Source organism: Caballeronia sp. EK, assembly GCF_014384845.1.
Lineage (GTDB): Bacteria > Pseudomonadota > Gammaproteobacteria > Burkholderiales > Burkholderiaceae > Caballeronia > Caballeronia jiangsuensis.
Genome location: NZ_JACSUE010000011.1, coordinates 36239 through 53400, shown reverse-complemented (window position 1 = coordinate 53400; position 17162 = coordinate 36239). Strand labels below are relative to the sequence as shown.

At 62.8% G+C, this 17162-nt stretch carries 21 protein-coding genes; 13 read left to right on the top strand and 8 right to left on the bottom strand.

Translation table 11 applies throughout. The features are described 5' to 3' along the window. The first annotated feature begins 10 nt into the window (after window positions 1-10). Window positions 11-1033: a fimbrial protein gene (locus IAG25_RS29125; protein ID WP_187607927.1), complete on the top strand. Its 1023-nt coding sequence runs from the start codon at window positions 11-13 to the stop codon at window positions 1031-1033. Window positions 1034-1153: 120 nt separating this feature from the next. Then, the gene (locus IAG25_RS29120) at window positions 1154-1360 is read left to right on the top strand and encodes a hypothetical protein (RefSeq protein WP_187607926.1); all 207 of its coding nucleotides are present in this window, start codon (window positions 1154-1156) and stop codon (window positions 1358-1360) included. A gap of 11 nt (window positions 1361-1371) precedes the next feature. On the opposite strand, the gene IAG25_RS29115 is transcribed toward IAG25_RS29120, so the two are convergent. Further along, window positions 1372-1803 (bottom strand): hypothetical protein, encoded by a 432-nt coding sequence (locus IAG25_RS29115; RefSeq protein WP_187607925.1) that lies wholly within the window; start codon window positions 1801-1803, stop codon window positions 1372-1374. 294 nt (window positions 1804-2097) lie between these two features. Between IAG25_RS29115 and IAG25_RS29110 the strand changes: the two genes are divergently transcribed. Continuing rightward, window positions 2098-2436 carry a hypothetical protein gene (locus IAG25_RS29110; protein ID WP_250484896.1) on the top strand — a complete coding sequence of 113 codons (339 nt, stop codon included), beginning with the start codon at window positions 2098-2100 and terminating at the stop codon, window positions 2434-2436. Window positions 2437-2498: 62 nt separating this feature from the next. On the opposite strand, the gene IAG25_RS29105 is transcribed toward IAG25_RS29110, so the two are convergent. Further along, window positions 2499-2672, bottom strand: a complete 174-nt coding sequence (locus IAG25_RS29105) for a hypothetical protein (protein WP_187607923.1) — start codon at window positions 2670-2672, stop codon at window positions 2499-2501. Between the two features lie 285 nt (window positions 2673-2957). On the opposite strand from IAG25_RS29105, the gene IAG25_RS29100 reads away from it, so the two are divergent. Next, window positions 2958-3248: a hypothetical protein gene (locus IAG25_RS29100; protein ID WP_035506045.1), complete on the top strand. Its 291-nt coding sequence runs from the start codon at window positions 2958-2960 to the stop codon at window positions 3246-3248. Between the two features lie 63 nt (window positions 3249-3311). Here IAG25_RS29100 and IAG25_RS29095 read toward each other — a convergent pair whose 3' ends face one another. From IAG25_RS29095 to IAG25_RS29085, 3 genes are read right to left on the bottom strand one after another with little or no spacing between them, the layout of a single operon-like run. Further along, window positions 3312-4349 carry a S1C family serine protease gene (locus IAG25_RS29095; RefSeq protein ID WP_187607922.1) on the bottom strand — a complete coding sequence of 346 codons (1038 nt, stop codon included), beginning with the start codon at window positions 4347-4349 and terminating at the stop codon, window positions 3312-3314. A 54-nt stretch (window positions 4350-4403) separates the two neighbouring features. After that, a complete protein-coding gene (locus tag IAG25_RS29090; protein ID WP_187607921.1) occupies window positions 4404-5279 on the bottom strand; it encodes an ATP adenylyltransferase family protein in 876 nt (291 codons plus the stop codon). After that, window positions 5267-6565 carry an L-fuconate dehydratase gene (locus tag IAG25_RS29085; RefSeq protein ID WP_187607920.1) on the bottom strand — a complete coding sequence of 433 codons (1299 nt, stop codon included), beginning with the start codon at window positions 6563-6565 and terminating at the stop codon, window positions 5267-5269. Before IAG25_RS29085 ends, IAG25_RS29090 begins: the two co-directional genes overlap by 13 nt. 160 nt (window positions 6566-6725) lie before the next feature. Here IAG25_RS29085 and IAG25_RS29080 point away from each other — a divergent pair, with 160 nt between their 5' ends. The 6 genes from IAG25_RS29080 (at window position 6726) to IAG25_RS29055 (ending at window position 12948) form a co-directional block, all read left to right on the top strand. Continuing rightward, window positions 6726-7454, top strand: coding sequence for a GntR family transcriptional regulator (locus IAG25_RS29080; protein WP_309243984.1), 729 nt, complete (start codon window positions 6726-6728; stop codon window positions 7452-7454). Window positions 7455-7508: 54 nt separating this feature from the next. Further along, entirely contained in the window at window positions 7509-8987 is a 1479-nt protein-coding gene (locus tag IAG25_RS29075) for an extracellular solute-binding protein (protein ID WP_035506036.1), read from the top strand. A 54-nt stretch (window positions 8988-9041) separates the two neighbouring features. Next, window positions 9042-10190, top strand: coding sequence for a carbohydrate ABC transporter permease (locus IAG25_RS29070; protein WP_187607919.1), 1149 nt, complete (start codon window positions 9042-9044; stop codon window positions 10188-10190). Further along, window positions 10190-11227, top strand: a complete 1038-nt coding sequence (locus IAG25_RS29065; protein WP_187607918.1) for a carbohydrate ABC transporter permease — start codon at window positions 10190-10192, stop codon at window positions 11225-11227. The genes IAG25_RS29070 and IAG25_RS29065 overlap by 1 nt, the downstream gene beginning before the upstream one ends. A 5-nt stretch (window positions 11228-11232) precedes the next feature. Continuing rightward, window positions 11233-12351 (top strand): ABC transporter ATP-binding protein, encoded by a 1119-nt coding sequence (locus IAG25_RS29060; protein WP_309243983.1) that lies wholly within the window; start codon window positions 11233-11235, stop codon window positions 12349-12351. Window positions 12352-12438: 87 nt separating this feature from the next. Continuing rightward, a complete protein-coding gene (locus tag IAG25_RS29055) occupies window positions 12439-12948 on the top strand; it encodes a hypothetical protein (RefSeq protein WP_035506030.1) in 510 nt (169 codons plus the stop codon). Here the strand turns inward: IAG25_RS29055 and IAG25_RS29050 are convergent. After that, window positions 12926-13096, bottom strand: coding sequence for a hypothetical protein (locus tag IAG25_RS29050; protein WP_187608072.1), 171 nt, complete (start codon window positions 13094-13096; stop codon window positions 12926-12928). The genes IAG25_RS29055 and IAG25_RS29050 overlap by 23 nt on opposite strands. A gap of 578 nt (window positions 13097-13674) precedes the next feature. Between IAG25_RS29050 and IAG25_RS29045 the strand changes: the two genes are divergently transcribed. From IAG25_RS29045 to IAG25_RS29035, 3 genes are all read left to right on the top strand, one after another. Beyond that, entirely contained in the window at window positions 13675-14439 is a 765-nt protein-coding gene (locus tag IAG25_RS29045; RefSeq protein ID WP_187608054.1) for a ParA family protein, read from the top strand. Window positions 14440-14495: 56 nt separating this feature from the next. Further along, window positions 14496-14879, top strand: a complete 384-nt coding sequence (locus IAG25_RS29040; RefSeq protein WP_255504021.1) for a methyltransferase family protein — start codon at window positions 14496-14498, stop codon at window positions 14877-14879. A gap of 191 nt (window positions 14880-15070) precedes the next feature. Further along, window positions 15071-15973, top strand: a complete 903-nt coding sequence (locus IAG25_RS29035) for a LysR family transcriptional regulator (RefSeq protein ID WP_187607917.1) — start codon at window positions 15071-15073, stop codon at window positions 15971-15973. Window positions 15974-15982: 9 nt separating this feature from the next. Here IAG25_RS29035 and IAG25_RS29030 read toward each other — a convergent pair whose 3' ends face one another. Beyond that, window positions 15983-16147 carry an FmdB family zinc ribbon protein gene (locus tag IAG25_RS29030; protein WP_187607916.1) on the bottom strand — a complete coding sequence of 55 codons (165 nt, stop codon included), beginning with the start codon at window positions 16145-16147 and terminating at the stop codon, window positions 15983-15985. Between the two features lie 81 nt (window positions 16148-16228). Next, window positions 16229-17041 (bottom strand): mechanosensitive ion channel family protein, encoded by an 813-nt coding sequence (locus tag IAG25_RS29025; RefSeq protein ID WP_187607915.1) that lies wholly within the window; start codon window positions 17039-17041, stop codon window positions 16229-16231. Between the last annotated feature and the right edge of the window lie 121 nt (window positions 17042-17162).

The following is a 17162-nucleotide window of genomic DNA, read 5'->3' as shown; positions in this document are numbered from 1 at the left end:
AGGCGAATGGATGAACACGCTTCGCAAGGACCGCACGCCCAACGCTTCGCGCGCGATGTGCAGGATCATTTCGAAAGGCGGAGCAGCGAAAACATGCGCGATCCTCGCGCTAGCTGCGTCGTGTCTCCAGGCAGTGGCCGGCACCTTAACATTTCCGACCGCCGGTTCCATGCCTGTCCTGAGCTTTCCCGCCACCCTGTCAGCGTCGCGCGATGCACCCGTCGGCAGCATTCTGAATACGGCAGCGGGCAACGGGGGCCTTGCCGCCACCGGCTTCACCTGTGATGTGCAGAAGAATGTGACGGTGAGCGGCACGCTCGTTCCGGGAAGCACGAATGTCTATCAGACGAGCGTCCCGGGCATCGGCGTGCACTTTTACATCACGAGCGGATGGGGCGGCTCATGGGTTTCGGTGCCGGTGTCGCAGACGCTGACACAGCCGAACGGAAGTACGGCGCACTACATGCGGGCCGATCTGGTGGTAACGGGGCCGGTCGGCAGTGGCGCCATTGCAACGTGGCCTTCCGCGACAGTGACGTTCACGGGCAGTTGCATGACGACCGTGACGGCGACGCAGTACCTCACAGGCAGCGTGGCGATGACGAGCAACACATGTAGCGTGACCACGCCGAGCCTCGACTTTGCGCTTCCGAAGGGGTTGAGCAAGGATCTGGTCGCGCCCGGCGCCACTTCGGGCGATACGACCGTGTCGCTCGGTCTGAACTGCGCTGCGGGCGTCAAGGTTGCCGTGACGCTGTCGGATGTCGTCAGTCCACAGAACCGGTCTACCACCTTGAGCCTGGCTCCCGAATCATCGGCTGCCGGAATCGGCCTGCAAATCCTGAATGGAGCGACTCCCGTGGCGTTCGGCGCAGATTCGGCGGTTGCGGGCAACACGAATCAGTGGACGGCGGGCACGGCAAGCGGCGGCGTCATGCAGATTCCGCTCACGGCGCGCTACGTTCGCACAACAGGCACGCTCATTCCGGGAAGCGTTCACGGCAAGGCGACCTTCACGATGTCCTATCAGTAGCGCGACACTCGTCCGGAAAGCATCGGAACCGGACTTGTTTGTTTCACACGAAAGCCTTGCCAACCTCGCTCCGACGCCTACACTTAAAGTAGTTTCTGAACTGCTTCAACGGAGGCAACAATGAGAACGAGAACTCGCGAAGTCGTACGCATGCTCGCGACATTCCGTCATTCGGCGCATTGCCGAAACTTGCGTGCTGCGGCGGCAGCTCAGGAAGTTCGCGATCTCGCCAACGAAACGTCGTCCGTCGGGACATCCGAAGAGGACGAGCGTGCTGAACCGGAGATCGGACCGGTTGTCCGCAAGCCGCATCCCGGCATGCATTGAAATGCGCACGCTCAGACGCCTGCCGGATTCCTGAACGGCGAGAAGCGCCAGTGCCCGCCCGCATCCTTCACGGCGATCGCCCCATGCTCGTGCAGCACTTCGCCGATGGCGCCCGGCTTGATGTCGTCGGAGATACGGATGACGAGCAAGGTGCGTTGCGGCGCGGCGTCGTCGCTGACTGACGGCGTCTGCGGTGGCTGTAGCGGCTCTTGCGGCACGTAGCGGTTGCGCGAGCCGATCACGCCCTGATGTTCGCCGTGCGCAACGTACTCGGCATCGTCTTCGTCGTGCGTGGGTGGCAGCAGCGCATCGATGTCGATTTCGCCGCGTCCTGCCCGGTAAAGATGCGCATCGTCGCGTCGCAGGCCTGCGAGCTGCAATGCGCGAAGCGCGTCATGTCCGTCGCGATAGCATCCGAACACCCCAACTATGACCTGATTCATCGTCGCCCCCTCTCTCGGCCCGCATCGTTTCCTCGAACCAAGCAACTGATGTCATCATGCGCGGTCTTCGATTCGCTTCCGCGCTGTTCGATTCGTCAGATGATCTCCAGCAACGGGCGTTCCCGCATGATGGTTTTGAAAGGAATACTGTCAATGAGCCGTTTCCCGCAGGTTGCGACCCCAACGGCTATCACCTAAAGTAGCTGAGCTTCTTTCCCGGATCCGCGCGTCACGCAACGCGCTCTTCGCGAGGTTCGAATGATTGCGAAAGCCTGTGCTTGGGTACTTGTACTGATGGCAGGCTCCGCAGCGGCGGCGCCTTGCTACAACGACGGCGATGTCGTCACGCTCGAAGGCACGGCGACGCGCCAGGCCGCGCATGAAGGGGATGCGTCCGCGAAGCCCGCGTGGGTGCTTGCGCTGTCGGGCCCGATCTGCGTGCTGAGCGCGAGCACGGGCCAGAACGCGCGGCAGCAGTCGAACGTGTCGGCGGTGCAGATCATCGATGCAACGCCCACGGAAAACGCGCGCATCCAGGTGACGGGCAAGCTCGTCACCGGCAACGTCAGCGGTTATTACGCGGTGCCCACCGCGATCTGGGTGCTCAAGCAGCGCGTGCTATCGGGACAATGACGCCCTCGGCCCGCATGGGCGATGCGTCGAAACCCACGAGAAGTGCGAACGATCAGGAACGATCAGGCCGCTTTCGCGTGCGCCTGATAGCGCCAGTATTCAGCGACGACGATATGCAGCGGTTGATCGTCGAGCTTGCGTTCCTCGGCAAATCGCAATAAGGCGTCGAGTTGCGCGCCGGTGCAACGGAACGCTTCGCGGCGCGGAGCCGTCTGGTTTTTCTTGTGCGTGGTCATGGCAATCCTTTTTAGGACCTTCCCCGACAGGGCAGGATCGTTCGACGGGGCGGCCCGTGCGCGCGAACGCAGCCTGCTGCTTTCACATTAAGCCGGAGCCGGGCACGCGCGACCGGCTGTTAGCGCACATAGCCGTCAAGACATGACAGATAACGCAAAGCGCGGACCCGGGTATGTGCTTAGGTCTCGTTTGCTTTCACCGCTGGAATAAACCGTTCGACTGTGCCGTTTAGCATGTGTGAACCCGCGCGGGAACCGAGACGCGGGACGAGGGAGGAGAAGCCTGTGAGCGCCGATCAACAAGCGCACGAGGAGCTCGCGCACATCGGGCGGATGATCGCAGAACTGGAGCGCGTCGCGGCGACGGAGCGCGGCGAACCGAAACGGTATGCGGTCATGCGGCCGGAGTACTGGCAGCGGCGCATCGATGCGTTGATCGTCGCATCGACGAACGAGCCGCTGCGGCGCGATGCGGCCGCGTTGCGCGAGCGCCTGGCGGAAGTATTCGCCGATGCGCACGAACGAGATACGGGGCACGCGGGAGAACCGGCGCGGGAGACCGGCAGCAGAAAATGAAGCGAAGCGACGTGCGTGGCGGCGCGTGTGACGATCGGACGATCGACACGCGCCGCCGCAGCGTCAACCCGTTTGCTCGACGGGCGTCACGTCGATATCGAGCTTCTGCGTGCCGCGCAGCACCGCGATCTTCACGGGCTTGTCGATACGCGATGCATCCAGCGTGCGCTGCAAGCCATCGACACTATCGACGGCGATGCCATCCACCGCGACGATACGATCGCCCGTGCGCAAACCGCCGAGCGCGGCCGGACTGCCTTTCACGATCTCCATCACATGCACGCCGCTCGCAAATGCGAGCTCGAAGAAGCGCTGCACGCGCCGCGAGATCGGCGTAGTCGTGCCCGCCACGCCGATATACGCACGCCGCACGCGCCCATACGCGAAGATCTGCATGATGACCCACTTGGCCGTGTCGATCGCGGTGGCGAAGGAGATGGCCTGCGCGCCGGAAATGATCGCGGTGTTCACACCGATCACTTGCCCCGCCGAATTGATGAGCGGCCCGCCCGAGTTGCCGGGATTGAGCGCGGCATCGGTCTGGATGACGTCGTAGATCATGCGGCCCGAGGTCGAACGCAGCGAGCGGCCGAGCGCGGACACGACGCCTGTCGTGACGGTCTGCGCGAGCCCGAGCGGATTGCCCACCGCGATCGCGATCTGCCCGACGCGCAGGCTGCCCGAATCGCCCAACTCGACATGCGGCAGCGGCTCCGCCGAGCCGATGCGCAGCACCGCGAGATCGCTCGCGGGATCGTCGCCGACGAGATCGGCGTCGAAACGCGCGCCATCCGCGAGCGTGACCACGATATGCGTCGCGCCGTGCACGACATGGCTATTCGTCAGCAGATAGCCGTCCGGCGTGAAGATGAATCCCGAGCCCGTGCCGCCGACATTGCGGCGCGTGCCGCGCGGATCGGCGACCTGGCGCTCGACTGCGATGAACACTACGGCTTGCTGCACGCGCTCGAGTGCGCCGATGACCGTGCGCGAATAGGTGTCGAGCAGGGCTGAATCGTCGATATTGCCGAGCGGGGCGGAGGGCGCGGCGTCCTGCGCCCCGCGCGCAAGATCGTCGATGAATTGAGGCCGGCTTCCCATGTTCCTAGAACTCCCGATGTCTGGAAGCCGACATGCGGGTCGCTGCCGCCGATTTCAAGAGATGGTTGCGTTTGCGAGCAGCTTCATCGGCCCGAGCGATTCGACGACGTCGCGCTGTGCGGCGTCGCGCACGAAGAGCGAGCCGGCGAAGCCGAGCGCATTCACGGCGACGCCTTCGACATGCGAGACCCCGCGCGGCACCGCGAGCATCCAGCGGCGCGTGACGAGGAGGTTGTAAGGCGCGCTCTGATGCGCGACGCCCGCGACGTCGAGCGGCTGCACGCCGATCGCGTCGAGCAGTTGCAGATAGTTTGCGTGGGCGTTCGCGGGATCATCGCCGTCGAGCCATGCGGCCGCGTGCGCGAACGCGAGTTGCGGCGCGCGAAAAATGCCGCTCGTGTGCGCGGCGTCGATGAACGGTTCGATGGGCAAGGCGTGACCATCGAGCGGCAGCGGCACGATCTGCAGATGCTTGTGCGGCTGGCTCGATCCGGCGATCGTGCCGCCGTTATAGAAGCCGAGCCCATCGAAGCGCTCGAGGCATGCGAGGAGCGCCGCGAAGTCATCCTCGCCGATGAGCGATTCCTGCGGCTCGAAGTCCGTCGTCACGATCAGCAGATGATGCGCGAGCACGTTGAACTTGTTGAGCAGCAGGAAGTGCCGCTCGCCGATATCGCCCACACGCAGCGCTTCCTCGCAGGGAGAAAACGGATCGCGCCATGCGCTTGCGGCGTCCGCCGTGGCCTTCGCCGCGAGCTTCGATGCTTCCTCCTTGCGCGCGAGGTTTGCCGCTTGCCGCACGAGAAACGGTACGCCGCCATCTTCGATCACGCTTTGCACCGTGTCGAAGGAACGCAGCGCGCCGCATGCGAGCGCGCGCTCCGTTTGCGTGACGACGTCCTGCCACGAAGGGGCGTTCATTCGCGCCATGCTTCTCCTTTGCCGAACTCGTATCGATCGAGCGATGCCGCGTGCATCTCGATGCTGTAGCCGGGCGCCTGCGGCGGCATATAGCGCCCGTTTTCGATGACGACGGGATCGAGAAAATGCTCGTGCAGATGATCGACGTATTCGAGCACGCGACGATCGAGCGAGCCCGACACGCAGATGTAATCGAACAGCGAAATATGCTGCACATACTCGCACAAGCCGACGCCGCCCGCATGCGGACACACCGGCACGCCGAACTTCGCGGCCATCAGCAGCACGACGAGCACTTCGTTGAGACCGCCGAGACGGCAGCTATCGATCTGACAGAAATCGATCGCTTCCGCTTGCAGCAACTGCTTGAAGATCACGCGGTTCTGGCAATGCTCGCCGGTCGCGACGCCGATCATCGGTGCGAGGCGCCTGCGAATCGCGGCGTGGCCGAGCACGTCGTCGGGGTTCGTGGGCTCTTCGATCCACCACGGATCGAACTCCGCGAGACGGCGCATGTTCGCGATCGCTTCATCGACTTCCCAGACCTGGTTCGCGTCCATCATCAGCTTGCGCTCGGGGCCGATTTCCTCGCGCAGAATGCGCGCGCGCCGCATATCTTCGTCGAGATTGCCGCCGACCTTCTGCTTGAAATGCGTCCAGCCCGCCGCGACGCCTTCACGCGCGAGCCGGCGAATCTTGTCGTCGTCATAGCCTAGCCAGCCCGCGGACGTCGTGTACGCGGGAAAGCCCTGAGCGAGCATTTCCTTTTCCCGTTCGCCGCGTGTTCCATGAATGCGCTTCAATAAGGCCAGTGCTTCGGATGGCGTGATCGCATCGGTCACATAGCGGAAGTCGAGACAACGCACGAGCTGCTCCGGACTCATGTCGACGAGCAGTTTCCACACGGGCTTCTTCTCGCTCTTCGCCCACAGATCCCACACGGCATTGACGACGGCAGCCGTCGCGAGATGGATCACGCCTTTCTCCGGGCCGATCCAGCGCAATTGACTATCGGATGTGAACGCGCGCCAGAAGCCGCCCATGTCCGCGGCGATATCTTCGATGCTCCTGCCGACGACGAGCGGCGCCAGCGCCTCGACCGCCGCGACGACGACTTCGGTGCCGCGTCCGATCGTGAACGTGAGGCCATGACCCGCGAGTCCGGGCGCATCGGTTTCGAGTATCACGTAGGCGGCGGAATAGTCGGGCGCGGCGTTCATCGCGTCCGAACCGTCGAGCGAACGCGACGTGGGAAAGCGGATATCGCGCACGGAGAGCTTCGTGATGCTGGTCATGTTCATCTCCTCAGATGGTGTCGTGACGGCGATGCTCAGGGTTCGAACGGAGGCCTTTATAAAGGCCCGAATATGCTGCAACGCACGGGCGCAATGGACATTGACAACCCGTGTTGCACCTCCTAGCCTGCTAGCATGTTAGTGCGAAATCAAGGGCGGCGTGAGCTCATCGACGAATGAAAACAGTCTTGCCGCCGACCCTTACCGCGCGTTGCCCCGCTTGCACGGTTCGGAGCGCGGCAGCCTCACCGACGCCGTCGAGGAGGCGCTGCGCGCGGCCATCGTCAATCTGGCGATGGAGCCCGGCATGATGATCGACAAGCTCGCGGTGTGCGAGCGCATGGGCGTATCGCGCTTTCCGGTTTCGTCCGCACTGGCCAAGCTTGCAACCGTGGGGCTCGTCGAAGTCTTGCCGCAGCGCGGCACACGCGTCATGCCCATCGTCATGCACGACATACGTCAGCATCTGTTCATCCGCAGCGCGCTCGAAGTGGAGACCGTGCGCACGCTTGCCGTTGCGTGCGATGCAGCCACGCTCGATGCACTCGATGCGAACCTCGAACGGGAAGTCGAAGCAGTGCAGCAAGGTCTGCGCCGCGAGTTTCATCTGCTCGATCTCGCGTTCCATGAACTGCTTCTCGATGCAATCGACTTGCCGCGCGTGAAGGAAATCGTCGCTGCATCGCGCAATGCGCTCGATCGCGCGCGCCGTCTGATGGCGAGTCCAGAGCGTCACGCGCATACGCTCGCCGAGCACACACGTATCGCCGATGCGATCCGCGCACGCGATGGCGATGCCGCCGCGCGCGCGATGCACGATCACCTGGATGAAGTCGTCGCGGAACTGCGGCGCTTTTCCGCTGAAAGACCGGACCTGTTCAGGGAGTAGGAGACAAGAAAGACGAGCGATACATGTGGTCAACCGCAATGGAGGAGACACACAATGAACCTGTTCAAGCAAATGGGCGCCGTGACCGCGCTTGCGGCCGCATGTCTCGCCGCTTCGCCGGCGATCGCGGCCGAGGACTTCAAGGGCGTGACCGTCAACGTGATGACTTTCGTCGGTCCGCAAATCGCCGAGCCGCTGCAACGCCGCGCGCCCGAGTTCGAGAAGCTCACGGGCGCGAAGGTGAATGTGCTGACGGTGCCGTTCTCTGACCTTTATCAGAAGCTTTTGACGGACTGGGCGTCGGGCACGAATTCCGTCGATGCGGCGGTCTTCGCGCCGCAATGGATGGTCGATTACACGAAGGGCGCCTTCCTCGAAGACCTGACGCAGCGTGTCGCCAAAGACACGGCGTTGAAGGAAGACGACGTCATGCCGTTCTTCGTCGATTTCTCGCAGAAGTACAACGGCAAGACCTATCTCGTCGCGCTCGACGGCGACTTCCAGATGGTCTACTACCGCACGGATATCCTTCAGCAGCTCGGCAAGCAGCCGCCGAAAACCTGGGACGATTACCTCGATATCGCGAAAGCCGCGAACGGCAAGGCCTTCGGCGGCGACGGCAAGCCGGTCGCGGGTTCGTGCATTTCCAAGAAGCGTAACGCGCAGGCGTATTGGGCGATCATCTCGATCGCGGGCGGTTATCTGCAATCGAAGGGCACGGCGCAGGGCGCGTTCTTCGATCCGCGCAACTTCAAGGCGCTCGTGAACAACGACGGCTTCAAGGAAGCGTTGCGCATCTACAAGGAATCGACGACTTATGGACCGCCCAACGAAATCAATCTCGATGTCGGCGACACGCGCAGCGCGTTCATCTCTGGCCATTGCGCATTGACGCTCGACTGGGGCGATGTCGGCGTGCTCGCGATCGATCCGAAGCAGTCGAAGGTGATCGATAAAGTAGGCGCGGTGATTCTGCCCGGCTCGCGCAAGGTGGTCGACCGCGACACGGGCAAGCTCGTGCCGTGCGACAAGACCCGGTGTCCTTATGCGATCGACGGCGTGAATCACGCACCGTTCGCGGCCTTCGGCGGCTGGTCCGGCGGCATCAATGCGAAGGCGAAGCCGAAGGTGAAGGACGCCGCTTATGCGTTCCTGTCGTTCATGAGCCAGCCGGCGCAATCGAACGTCGATGTGACGATCGGCGCATCGGGCTTCAATCCGTATCGGCGTTCGCAATTCACGGACATGTCGGCGTGGAAGAAGGCAGGCATGAGCGACGCGGCCGCCAAGTCGTATCTCGGCGCGATCCAGCAGAGCCTGCAAAGCCCGAACATGATTATCGATCTGCGCATTCCGCAGAACCAGCGCTATGAACAGGTCGTGCTCGATACGGCGGTCGCGCGCTTCGTTGCTGGAGAAATCGATGCGGACGCCACGATGAAAGCCATCGATAGCGGCTGGGGCGAAATCACCGACGATCTCGGCAAGGACACCCAGTTGCGCGCATACAAGGCATCGATCGGCGCGAAGTGACGAGTAAGGCGGGCGCGTTCTTTCCCGACGCGCCCGCGTCGCAATGGAGATTCGATGATTACGCCGTCCCACGCATCGTCCGTGGTCGCGAACGAGCGAGGCTCGCGCGCGCGTGTCGCCAACTGGCTCGACCGGCAGGCGCCCTTCGTATTCGTGTTGCCTACCGTGCTGCTGATTCTTGCGTTCTCGATCTTTCCGCTCGTGGCGTCGGCCTATCTTTCGCTCACGCGTTTCGAACTCGGGGAGGGCGGCTATCAACTGACCTTCACGGGACTGCGCAACTACGTGCGGCTCTTTTCCGGCAGCCAGCAATATCACTTCACCGGCGTGTTCCGCGCGCCGGGAATCGTCAGCATTGCGACTATCGTGGTCGCCGTGCTCGCGGTGATCTACTGGTTCTATCGCTATCTAAGGAGCGACGGGCGCTCGATCATGGGCACGCTCGGCCGATCGATCAGCGCGGCCGCGTTTCTCGCGCTCGTGTGGCTCGCAGCGAACACGCTCGGCGGCGGTGGCGCGCTCGGCAGCCTGATGGTGACGATCTTCTATGTCGTGCTCGGCGTCGCGCTGCAATTTCTCGTCGGCCTGGGTCTGGCCTATCTGTGCACGCTGCCGCTGAAGGGCGGGCGCTTCTTCCGGCTCCTCTTCTTCTTGCCGCTGATGGTGACGCCCGTCGGCATTGCGTATATGTTTCGCATGATGGCCGATACGTCCATCGGACCGCTTGCGCCGGTATGGTCGTGGCTCGGCCTCGGCCAGATTTCGTGGGCGGCGGACCCGTGGCTTGCGCGGCTCGTCGTCGTGATCGGCGATACATGGCAATGGGTGCCCTTCATGTTCCTCGTGATGCTCGCCGCGCTCGAAGGCACCTCGCGCGAGCAGATCGAAGCGGCGCAACTCGACGGCGCATCGGCGTGGCGCGTGTTCCGCGATGTCACGTGGCCGTCCATCGCGCCGGTCGCGGCGAGCGCGGTGCTGATCCGGCTGATCGAGGCGTTCAAGATCGTCGACTTGCCGAACGTGCTGACGAATGGCGGCCCCGGCATCGCGACCGAATCGATGACGCTGCACGCGTTCATCGAATGGCGCGCGCTGAATCTCGGCGGCGCTTCAGCGGTGGCGTACATGCTGTTCTTCGTCTCGACGATCGCATGCGTGTCGTTCTTCCAGTTCGTCGTGCGGCGCGCGCGGGGAGATCAGTGATGAACGCGTTGAAACGCTGGTTCGTGCCCGCGCGTCTGGATGAGCTGCCGATCGGCGGCAAGGCGATCGCGTATCTGCTGCTCGGGTTCTGGTCGCTCGTCGTGCTGTTTCCGCTTTACTGGATGGCGATAACGTCGTTCAAGCTGCCGGTGGATGTATCGACGGGACCGCTCTACGTTCCCTTCGTCGACTTCGAGCCGCATCTCGACGCGTGGCATTACATCTTCGTCGATCTCGGGCCGGACACGTATCGGCCTTATATGAACTCGCTGATCGTCGCGACATGCGGCACGGCAGCTTCGGTCTTTCTCGGCTCGATGGCCGCGTATGCACTCGCGCGCATCGAGTATCGGCCGCCGGTTGCAGCGGTGGGTTTCGGCATCGTGCTGATCGCGTTGCTGATCGCGGCGGTCGCGTGGGGACATGTCGATCTGCGCATCGCGCTCGCGGTCGCGCTCGCGCTCTTCTTCCTGCTGTTGCGCCCGATCGTGCGGCGCGCGCGCAGGCATCTGAGCAACGACGACATTCTCTTCTGGGTCGTATCGCAGCGCATTTTGCCGCCCGTCGTCACGGTGATCCCGATCTATCTCACCTTCAGGGACGTCGGCCTGCTCGACACGCATCTCGCGCTCATCATCACCTATGCGACGGCGAACCTGCCGATCGTCGTATGGCTGATGTTCGATTTCTTCGATGGCGTCCCGCGCGAGATCGAAGAGAGCGCGCAGATAGACGGCGCGACGCGCTTCTCGATACTCTTCGGCATCGTGCTGCCGCTCGTTGCGCCGGGTCTCGTCGCAACGGGTCTGCTCGTGCTGATCCTCTCGTGGAACGAGTACCTTTTCGCGCTGTTTCTGACGACAGCGAACGCGCAGACGATGCCCTTGCTCGTCGCCGCGCAGAACGCGACACGCGGACCGCAATGGTGGAACATGTCGGTGCTGATACTCATCATGATCCTGCCGGTGATGCTGCTGACGCTCACGCTTCAGCGCTTCATCGTGCGGGGCATTCTCGTGGGAGCCGTGAAAGGATGACGGTCATGGATAGCGAGGCGGTGAAGGTCGATGACGCCCGCCTGACGAAGATCGCGACGGCGCGCCAGTCGAAGAGCGTGTCGTTGAGGAACGTCGGCAAGACGTTCGGCGATACACGCGTGCTGCACGATTTGTCGCTCGACGTGCAGGCGGGCGAATTCCTCGTGCTGCTCGGCGAATCTGGTTGCGGCAAGACGACGGCGCTGCGCATCGTCGCGGGACTCGAATCGGCGACGGAAGGCGCGGTGTTCGTCGGCGATACCGATGTCACGCATCAGTTGCCGCGTGATCGCGATGTGGCGATGGTGTTCCAGTCGTATGCGCTCTATCCGCACAAGACCGTGTTCGAGAACATCGCGTATCCGCTCATCGTGCGAAAGCGCCCGAAAGCCGAGATCGATGCCGCCGTGCGCGAAGTGGCCGCGAGCGTGCAACTGGAGCCGTTGCTGTCGCGCTTTCCGCGACAGTTGTCCGGTGGACAGCGTCAGCGCGTGGCGCTTGCGCGCGCGATCGTGCGCCGGCCTGCGGCGTTCCTGATGGACGAGCCGCTCTCCAATCTCGATGCCAAGCTGCGCGGCCACATGCGCGCCGAGTTGAAGCACATGCAGCACGAACTCGGCATCACGACGATCTATGTGACGCACGATCAGATCGAAGCGATGACGCTCGCGCATCGCGTGGCCGTCCTCGACAAGGGCGCGCTGCAGCAACTCGATACGCCCGCGCGCATCTATTCGGACCCGGCGAATCTGTTCGTCGCGGGCTTCATCGGTTCGCCGCCGATGAATTTTCTGCGCGGCACGCTCGCGCAAGGACGCTTCGATGCGCCCGGCATCTCGCTCGACACCTCGGCTCGTCACGAGGGCCGGGCGGTGCTCGGTGTGCGCCCCGAGGAATGCTCGCTCGTGGCGCAAGGTGATGGCGAATTGCAGGGGCGCATCTATTCGGTCGAGTTGATCGGCGATCATTCGCTCGTCACGATGAACGTCGGTGAGCAGCAGGTGGTCGTGAAGGTGCCGAATACGTTTGCGGGCGAGATCGGCGGGGGCGCCGGGGTGCGCGTGAATCGCGAGCGCATCTATTTCTTCGATGAGAGCGGCGCGCGCATTCGCTCGACCGTTTGAAAAACGTAAGCCTTCAGGCGGGCCGCGAAGCGTTCCCGTGCGTGTGGTCTATATTGGATTTATGACGATCCGATATGGAGGTGCGACATGAGGCGCATCTATTTTCTGCTCCCGAACGTGGCGAGCGCAAAGGGGATCATCGACGAACTGCTGCTGAAGCGAATCGAATGGCGGCATATGCATGTGCTCGCGCGGCCTCATGAACCGCTGGAGGACTTGCCGCAGGCGACACTCGTTCAACGCAGTGATCTTTTGCCCGCACTGGCACGCGGAACGGCTGCCGGCGGCGTGACGGGCGTGCTCGCGGGGCTCGTGGCGATGGCGTTTCCACCCGCGGGTTTGACGATAGCCGGTGGCGCGGTTGTCTGCATGACGCTCGCGAGCATGGGGTTCGGCGCCTGGGCCGCGACGATGATCGGAGTGGGTATTCCGAATACGCGATTGCGGCGCTTCGAGCACGCGATCGAAGAGGGCGAGTTGCTGATGATGGTCGATGTGCCGAAGGATCGGGTCGAGGAGATCGAGGCGCTGGTGAAGAGTCATCATCCGGAGGCCGATGTCGAAGGGGCCGATCCTACGATTCCGGCTTTTCCTTGATGGTTTTGTTTTTTGCCGGATCCCGGTTTGTTGTTGGTCTATTAGCGTTGCCCCTGTGCGGGGCGGCAGTCACTTTCTTTGCTGCTGCAAAGAAAGTAACCAAAGAAAGCAGCTTCTCATCGCCCGCGGTCACACGCACGTTGGCCATGCTTGCCAGCCGCCCGTGGCACTCGCCTAAGTGTCGCCCTCAAAGGCCCATTCGGGCTTGGCTCGCGCACGGTCTGACAAGCTAGAAGTTTCAGCGCACTGGTTCAGCACCAAATAGCTTCGGCACAGCGCTACGCGCTGCCGTTGGGTTTGCATGGGAAACCATCGAAGAAGCGCGTGCGCACCCGATTGACCCATCGGCCGCGAAGCGGGCCGGAGCTATTTGGTGCTGAACCAGTTCGTTGTGTGGTGCGATGAGTCAGACCGTGCGCGGTCCAAGCCCCGCGAGACCTACGAGGGCACTCGCTACAGCCGGGCCATTCAGCCAATCGCCTGTGCCGCGGCCGGTGTGAAGTGCTTAGGCTGGGGATAGCTGTTTCTTTGGTTACTTTCTTTGCAGCAGCAAAGAAAGTGACTGCCGCCCCGCATAGGGGCAACACAAATAGACCGACGCGAATCCGGGATCCGGCAAAAAAACAAAAACCAATACGCTAAGATCACACCTCGGGAACCGAATCGCAACCCACCCAGAACGCCTTAAAAAAACCGAGCGTTCATAAACCGAGGATGAATAACCCGATGCGCCGTGTGGTCTTCAATCAAAAGGGTGGCGTAGGCAAGTCCACCATCGTCTGCAATCTCGCCGCGATCAGCGCCTCGCGCGGCCTGCGCACCCTGGTGATCGACCTCGATCCGCAAGGCAACGCGAGCCAGTACCTGCTCGGCGCCGAATCCCGCGACGCCCAGCCGAATCTCGCGAGCTTCTTCGAATCCGCATTGAGTTATAGCTTTCGCGAACCGGCGTTCGAATCTTTCATTCATTCGACGCCCTTCGAAAATCTCGACATCGTGCCGTCGCATCCGACCCTCGAAGCGCTGCAAAGCAAGCTCGAATCGCGATACAAGATCTACAAGCTGCGCGACGCGCTGAAGGGTATGCAGCAATACGACGCCGTCTATATCGACACGCCGCCCGCGCTGAACTTCTTCACGCGTTCGGCGCTCATCGCGGTCGAGCGCTGCCTGATTCCGTTCGATTGCGACGACTTCTCGCGTCGCGCGCTCTATTCGGTGCTCGATAACGTGCAGGAAATCCGCCACGATCACAATCCGGACCTGAGCGTCGAAGGCATCGTCATCAATCAGTTTCAGCCGCGCGCGAGCCTGCCGCAGCAACTCGTCGACGAACTGCGCAAGGAAGATCTGCCCGTGCTCAATTCGCATCTGTCGCTCTCCGTGAAAATTCGCGAGAGCCATCAGCACGCGCGCCCCATGATCTATCTCGAACCTCGTCACAAGCTCGCGCAGGAATATGTCGCGCTGCACGAGGAACTGAACGGCTGAGGCGCACGGAACGCCAACGCGCCATCACGCCATGCCGCTCGCATCGAAAGTTGCGATTGCAGTCATCGTCGAAGCAGCGCTGGCTCGCATCGGTCGGCGCGGCGCTCGTCGCCATGTCGTTCTGGCTCGTCGCGCGCGTGTTTCTCGCGAACACGTTTCTCGCGCCCGTCGTGAAGATTCAAAAGGAGCGCGGGCATCGCGTCGTATCGAGCGGGCCGTATGCAATCGTGCGTCATCCGCTTTATGCGGCCGCCTGCATCATGATTCCGGCGAGCGCGCTCGTGCTCGGCTCGTGGTGGGGCCTCGCGTTCTCCATGCTGCTGCTCGCGGGGATCGTCTGGCGCACGGTGATGGAAGAGCGCGAACTCGTCGCGCATCTCGAAGGCTATGCCCAATATGCGCAACGCGTGCGCTATCGGCTCGTGCCCTTCGTCTGGTAAGCGCGCGCGATACGAAATTGCGGGAATAAATCGGCGTCGGGAACGTTCATGCAGGAGACAGGCGCATTCCGTCGCGCCTCATTTCCCGCCAGATCATGAACAATATGACGACCGTTCCATCGCAGGCTCCGCATGGGTCTCTTGCCGGGAATTCCCCCGGGGCGTCTCCCTCGACAGAAAGTCTCTCCGGCATGGTCGCGTTCGTGCGCGCGGCGGAGTCGGGCAGTTTCGTGGCGGCGGGGCGCGCGCTCGGGCTCTCGGCGTCGGCGGTGGGCAAGAGCGTGATGCGCCTCGAAGCGAAGCTCGGCGTGCAACTGCTCAATCGCACGACGCGCAGGATCGGTCTCACGCACGAAGGCGCGCGCTTCTTCGCGCGCTGCAAGCGCATGCTCGCCGATCTCGAAGAAGCGGAGAGCGAGCTGTTCCATTCGACCTCTTCGCCGCGCGGCCGGTTGCGGATCGCCGCGCCGTCGCTCGGCAGCCGGCTTTTGATGCCGCTCGTGCCGGAATTCAGGCGGCGTTTTCCAGATATCGAACTGGATATCGATTTCAGCGACCGCGTGGTCGATATCACGCAGGAAGGTTATGACGCCGTGATCCGCACGGGGCGTCTCGCCGATTCGCAATTGCTTGCGCGGCCGCTCGCGCAGTACGGGCCGGTGGTGGTCGGCTCACCCGCCTATTTCGCGGGACACGGCGAGCCGATGACGCCCACCGATCTCGAAGGCCACGCCTGCATCCGCTTCCGCTCTCCGACAAGCGGCCGGCCCGAACCCTGGCGCTTCGCACGCGACGATCACACCTTCGCCATCGATCCGCACGCGACGCTCACGTTCAACGACATGGAAGCGGTGCTTGCCGCCTGCATCTCGGGCCTGGGCCTCGCATGCGTGCCGGATTTCGTCGCGAAGAGCGCGCTGGAAGGCGGACTGTTGCGCGCGGTGCTCGGCGCGCATATGCGCACCGAAGGCGTGTTCCAGATTCTGTGGCCGCCGAGCCGTCACGAAGCGCCGCGCCTGCGCGCGTTCATCGATCACGTCGCGCAGCGTCTGGGCGGCCTGCCGTCACACGAGGTGCGGTTCCGCGCGGCGTAAAGGTAAAGATCAGCTTTTCTTCGTGGTCTTCGCGACGAACGGCGCGGGCGCGTGCGCGATTTTCTCGCTGCCGCACTTCGGACATTTGAGCTGCACCGTTGCATGCTCGGCCATGTGCTCCGCGTGTTCGAAGTTCTCGCCGCAATCCTGACAACGGTACTGATAAGTCGGCATGGCATCCTCCGCGCGCGCGCGGTGATCCGGCGCGAGCGGCGCCGGTTCCACCCATTCTAGTTCAGCAATGGCGCATGAAAATCAGTTCAGGACGCGGCGCACGAGCGGCGTTTCCGGCGTCGGATAGCCGGCTTGCTTGAATGTCTCGATGATCGCGCGATTGGTATCGAAATAGACCTGCCAGTAGTCGTTGGTATTGGTATAGGGCCGCACGCACAAGAGCGGGCCTTCGGGCGTGAAGGACAGCACTTCCACATCCGGCGGCGGCGTGGTCGCGACATTCGGGATCTTCGCGACGGCTTCCTTCAGCCGCGCGATGGCATCGAGCGGATCGACACCATTGGCGATCTTCGCCGTCAGTTCGACACGCCGATGCGGCAGCAAGCTGAAATTCCAGATGATGTCGGAAAATATCTTGTTGTTTCCGATGATCGCGGCGACGTTGTCCGGCGTCGTGATCGTCGTGCCGAAGAGGCCGAGCTCGGTGACGGTGCCGGTCACGCCGCCCGCGGTCACGAAATCGCCCACTTTGAACGGGCGCAGCACCTGCATGAATATGCCCGCGGCGAAGTGCGCGAGCAGCCCGCCCCACGCGGTACCGATCGCGAGACCGAGACCCGCGAGCAGCGCCGCGAAAGACGTGGTCTGAACGCCAAAGATCTGCAGAATCGCGAGGACGAGCAGCAGATTGAGAATGACGCCGACGATCGAGCCGAGATAATGCGCGAGCGTCGGATCCACACGGCCGTTACGCGAGAGCAGCTTGCGCATCGTGCCCGTGACGAGGTTGATGAGCCAGCGGCCGATGATCCAGAGCGCAATCGCGCCGGCGACCATGATCGCGAAGTCGACGCCGCGCGTCATGATGAATACACGTACGGTATCGAGGTTCATGTCGTTCTCGCGTGCGTGAAGCTTTGTCAGAGGAACACGTCAAGCCGGGAAAACATGCCGCATGGGCCTCACGAGTTATAGGCGACGCCCCGCGTCATCGCAAGAATTACAGGAGCAGTTA

What these genes read in the sequence shown, in the direction of transcription:
- IAG25_RS29105 (WP_187607923.1), bottom strand. Translation starts at nt 2,672, where the DNA reads ATGACCACGCACAAGAAAAACCAGACGGCTCCGCGCCGCGAAGCGTTC.
- IAG25_RS29025 (WP_187607915.1), bottom strand. Translation starts at nt 17,041, where the DNA reads ATGAACCTCGATACCGTACGTGTATTCATCATGACGCGCGGCGTCGAC.
- IAG25_RS29035 (WP_187607917.1), top strand. Translation starts at nt 15,071, where the DNA reads ATGGTCGCGTTCGTGCGCGCGGCGGAGTCGGGCAGTTTCGTGGCGGCG.
- IAG25_RS29115 (WP_187607925.1), bottom strand. Translation starts at nt 1,803, where the DNA reads ATGAATCAGGTCATAGTTGGGGTGTTCGGATGCTATCGCGACGGACAT.
- IAG25_RS29045 (WP_187608054.1), top strand. Translation starts at nt 13,675, where the DNA reads ATGCGCCGTGTGGTCTTCAATCAAAAGGGTGGCGTAGGCAAGTCCACC.
- IAG25_RS29060 (WP_309243983.1), top strand. Translation starts at nt 11,233, where the DNA reads ATGGATAGCGAGGCGGTGAAGGTCGATGACGCCCGCCTGACGAAGATC.
- IAG25_RS29110 (WP_250484896.1), top strand. Translation starts at nt 2,098, where the DNA reads ATGGCAGGCTCCGCAGCGGCGGCGCCTTGCTACAACGACGGCGATGTC.
- IAG25_RS29070 (WP_187607919.1), top strand. Translation starts at nt 9,042, where the DNA reads ATGATTACGCCGTCCCACGCATCGTCCGTGGTCGCGAACGAGCGAGGC.
- IAG25_RS29095 (WP_187607922.1), bottom strand. Translation starts at nt 4,349, where the DNA reads ATGGGAAGCCGGCCTCAATTCATCGACGATCTTGCGCGCGGGGCGCAG.
- IAG25_RS29120 (WP_187607926.1), top strand. Translation starts at nt 1,154, where the DNA reads ATGAGAACGAGAACTCGCGAAGTCGTACGCATGCTCGCGACATTCCGT.
- IAG25_RS29090 (WP_187607921.1), bottom strand. Translation starts at nt 5,279, where the DNA reads ATGGCGCGAATGAACGCCCCTTCGTGGCAGGACGTCGTCACGCAAACG.
- IAG25_RS29075 (WP_035506036.1), top strand. Translation starts at nt 7,509, where the DNA reads ATGAACCTGTTCAAGCAAATGGGCGCCGTGACCGCGCTTGCGGCCGCA.
- IAG25_RS29055 (WP_035506030.1), top strand. Translation starts at nt 12,439, where the DNA reads ATGAGGCGCATCTATTTTCTGCTCCCGAACGTGGCGAGCGCAAAGGGG.
- IAG25_RS29030 (WP_187607916.1), bottom strand. Translation starts at nt 16,147, where the DNA reads ATGCCGACTTATCAGTACCGTTGTCAGGATTGCGGCGAGAACTTCGAA.
- IAG25_RS29085 (WP_187607920.1), bottom strand. Translation starts at nt 6,565, where the DNA reads ATGACCAGCATCACGAAGCTCTCCGTGCGCGATATCCGCTTTCCCACG.
- IAG25_RS29050 (WP_187608072.1), bottom strand. Translation starts at nt 13,096, where the DNA reads ATGGCCAACGTGCGTGTGACCGCGGGCGATGAGAAGCTGCTTTCTTTG.
- IAG25_RS29065 (WP_187607918.1), top strand. Translation starts at nt 10,190, where the DNA reads ATGAACGCGTTGAAACGCTGGTTCGTGCCCGCGCGTCTGGATGAGCTG.
- IAG25_RS29125 (WP_187607927.1), top strand. Translation starts at nt 11, where the DNA reads ATGAACACGCTTCGCAAGGACCGCACGCCCAACGCTTCGCGCGCGATG.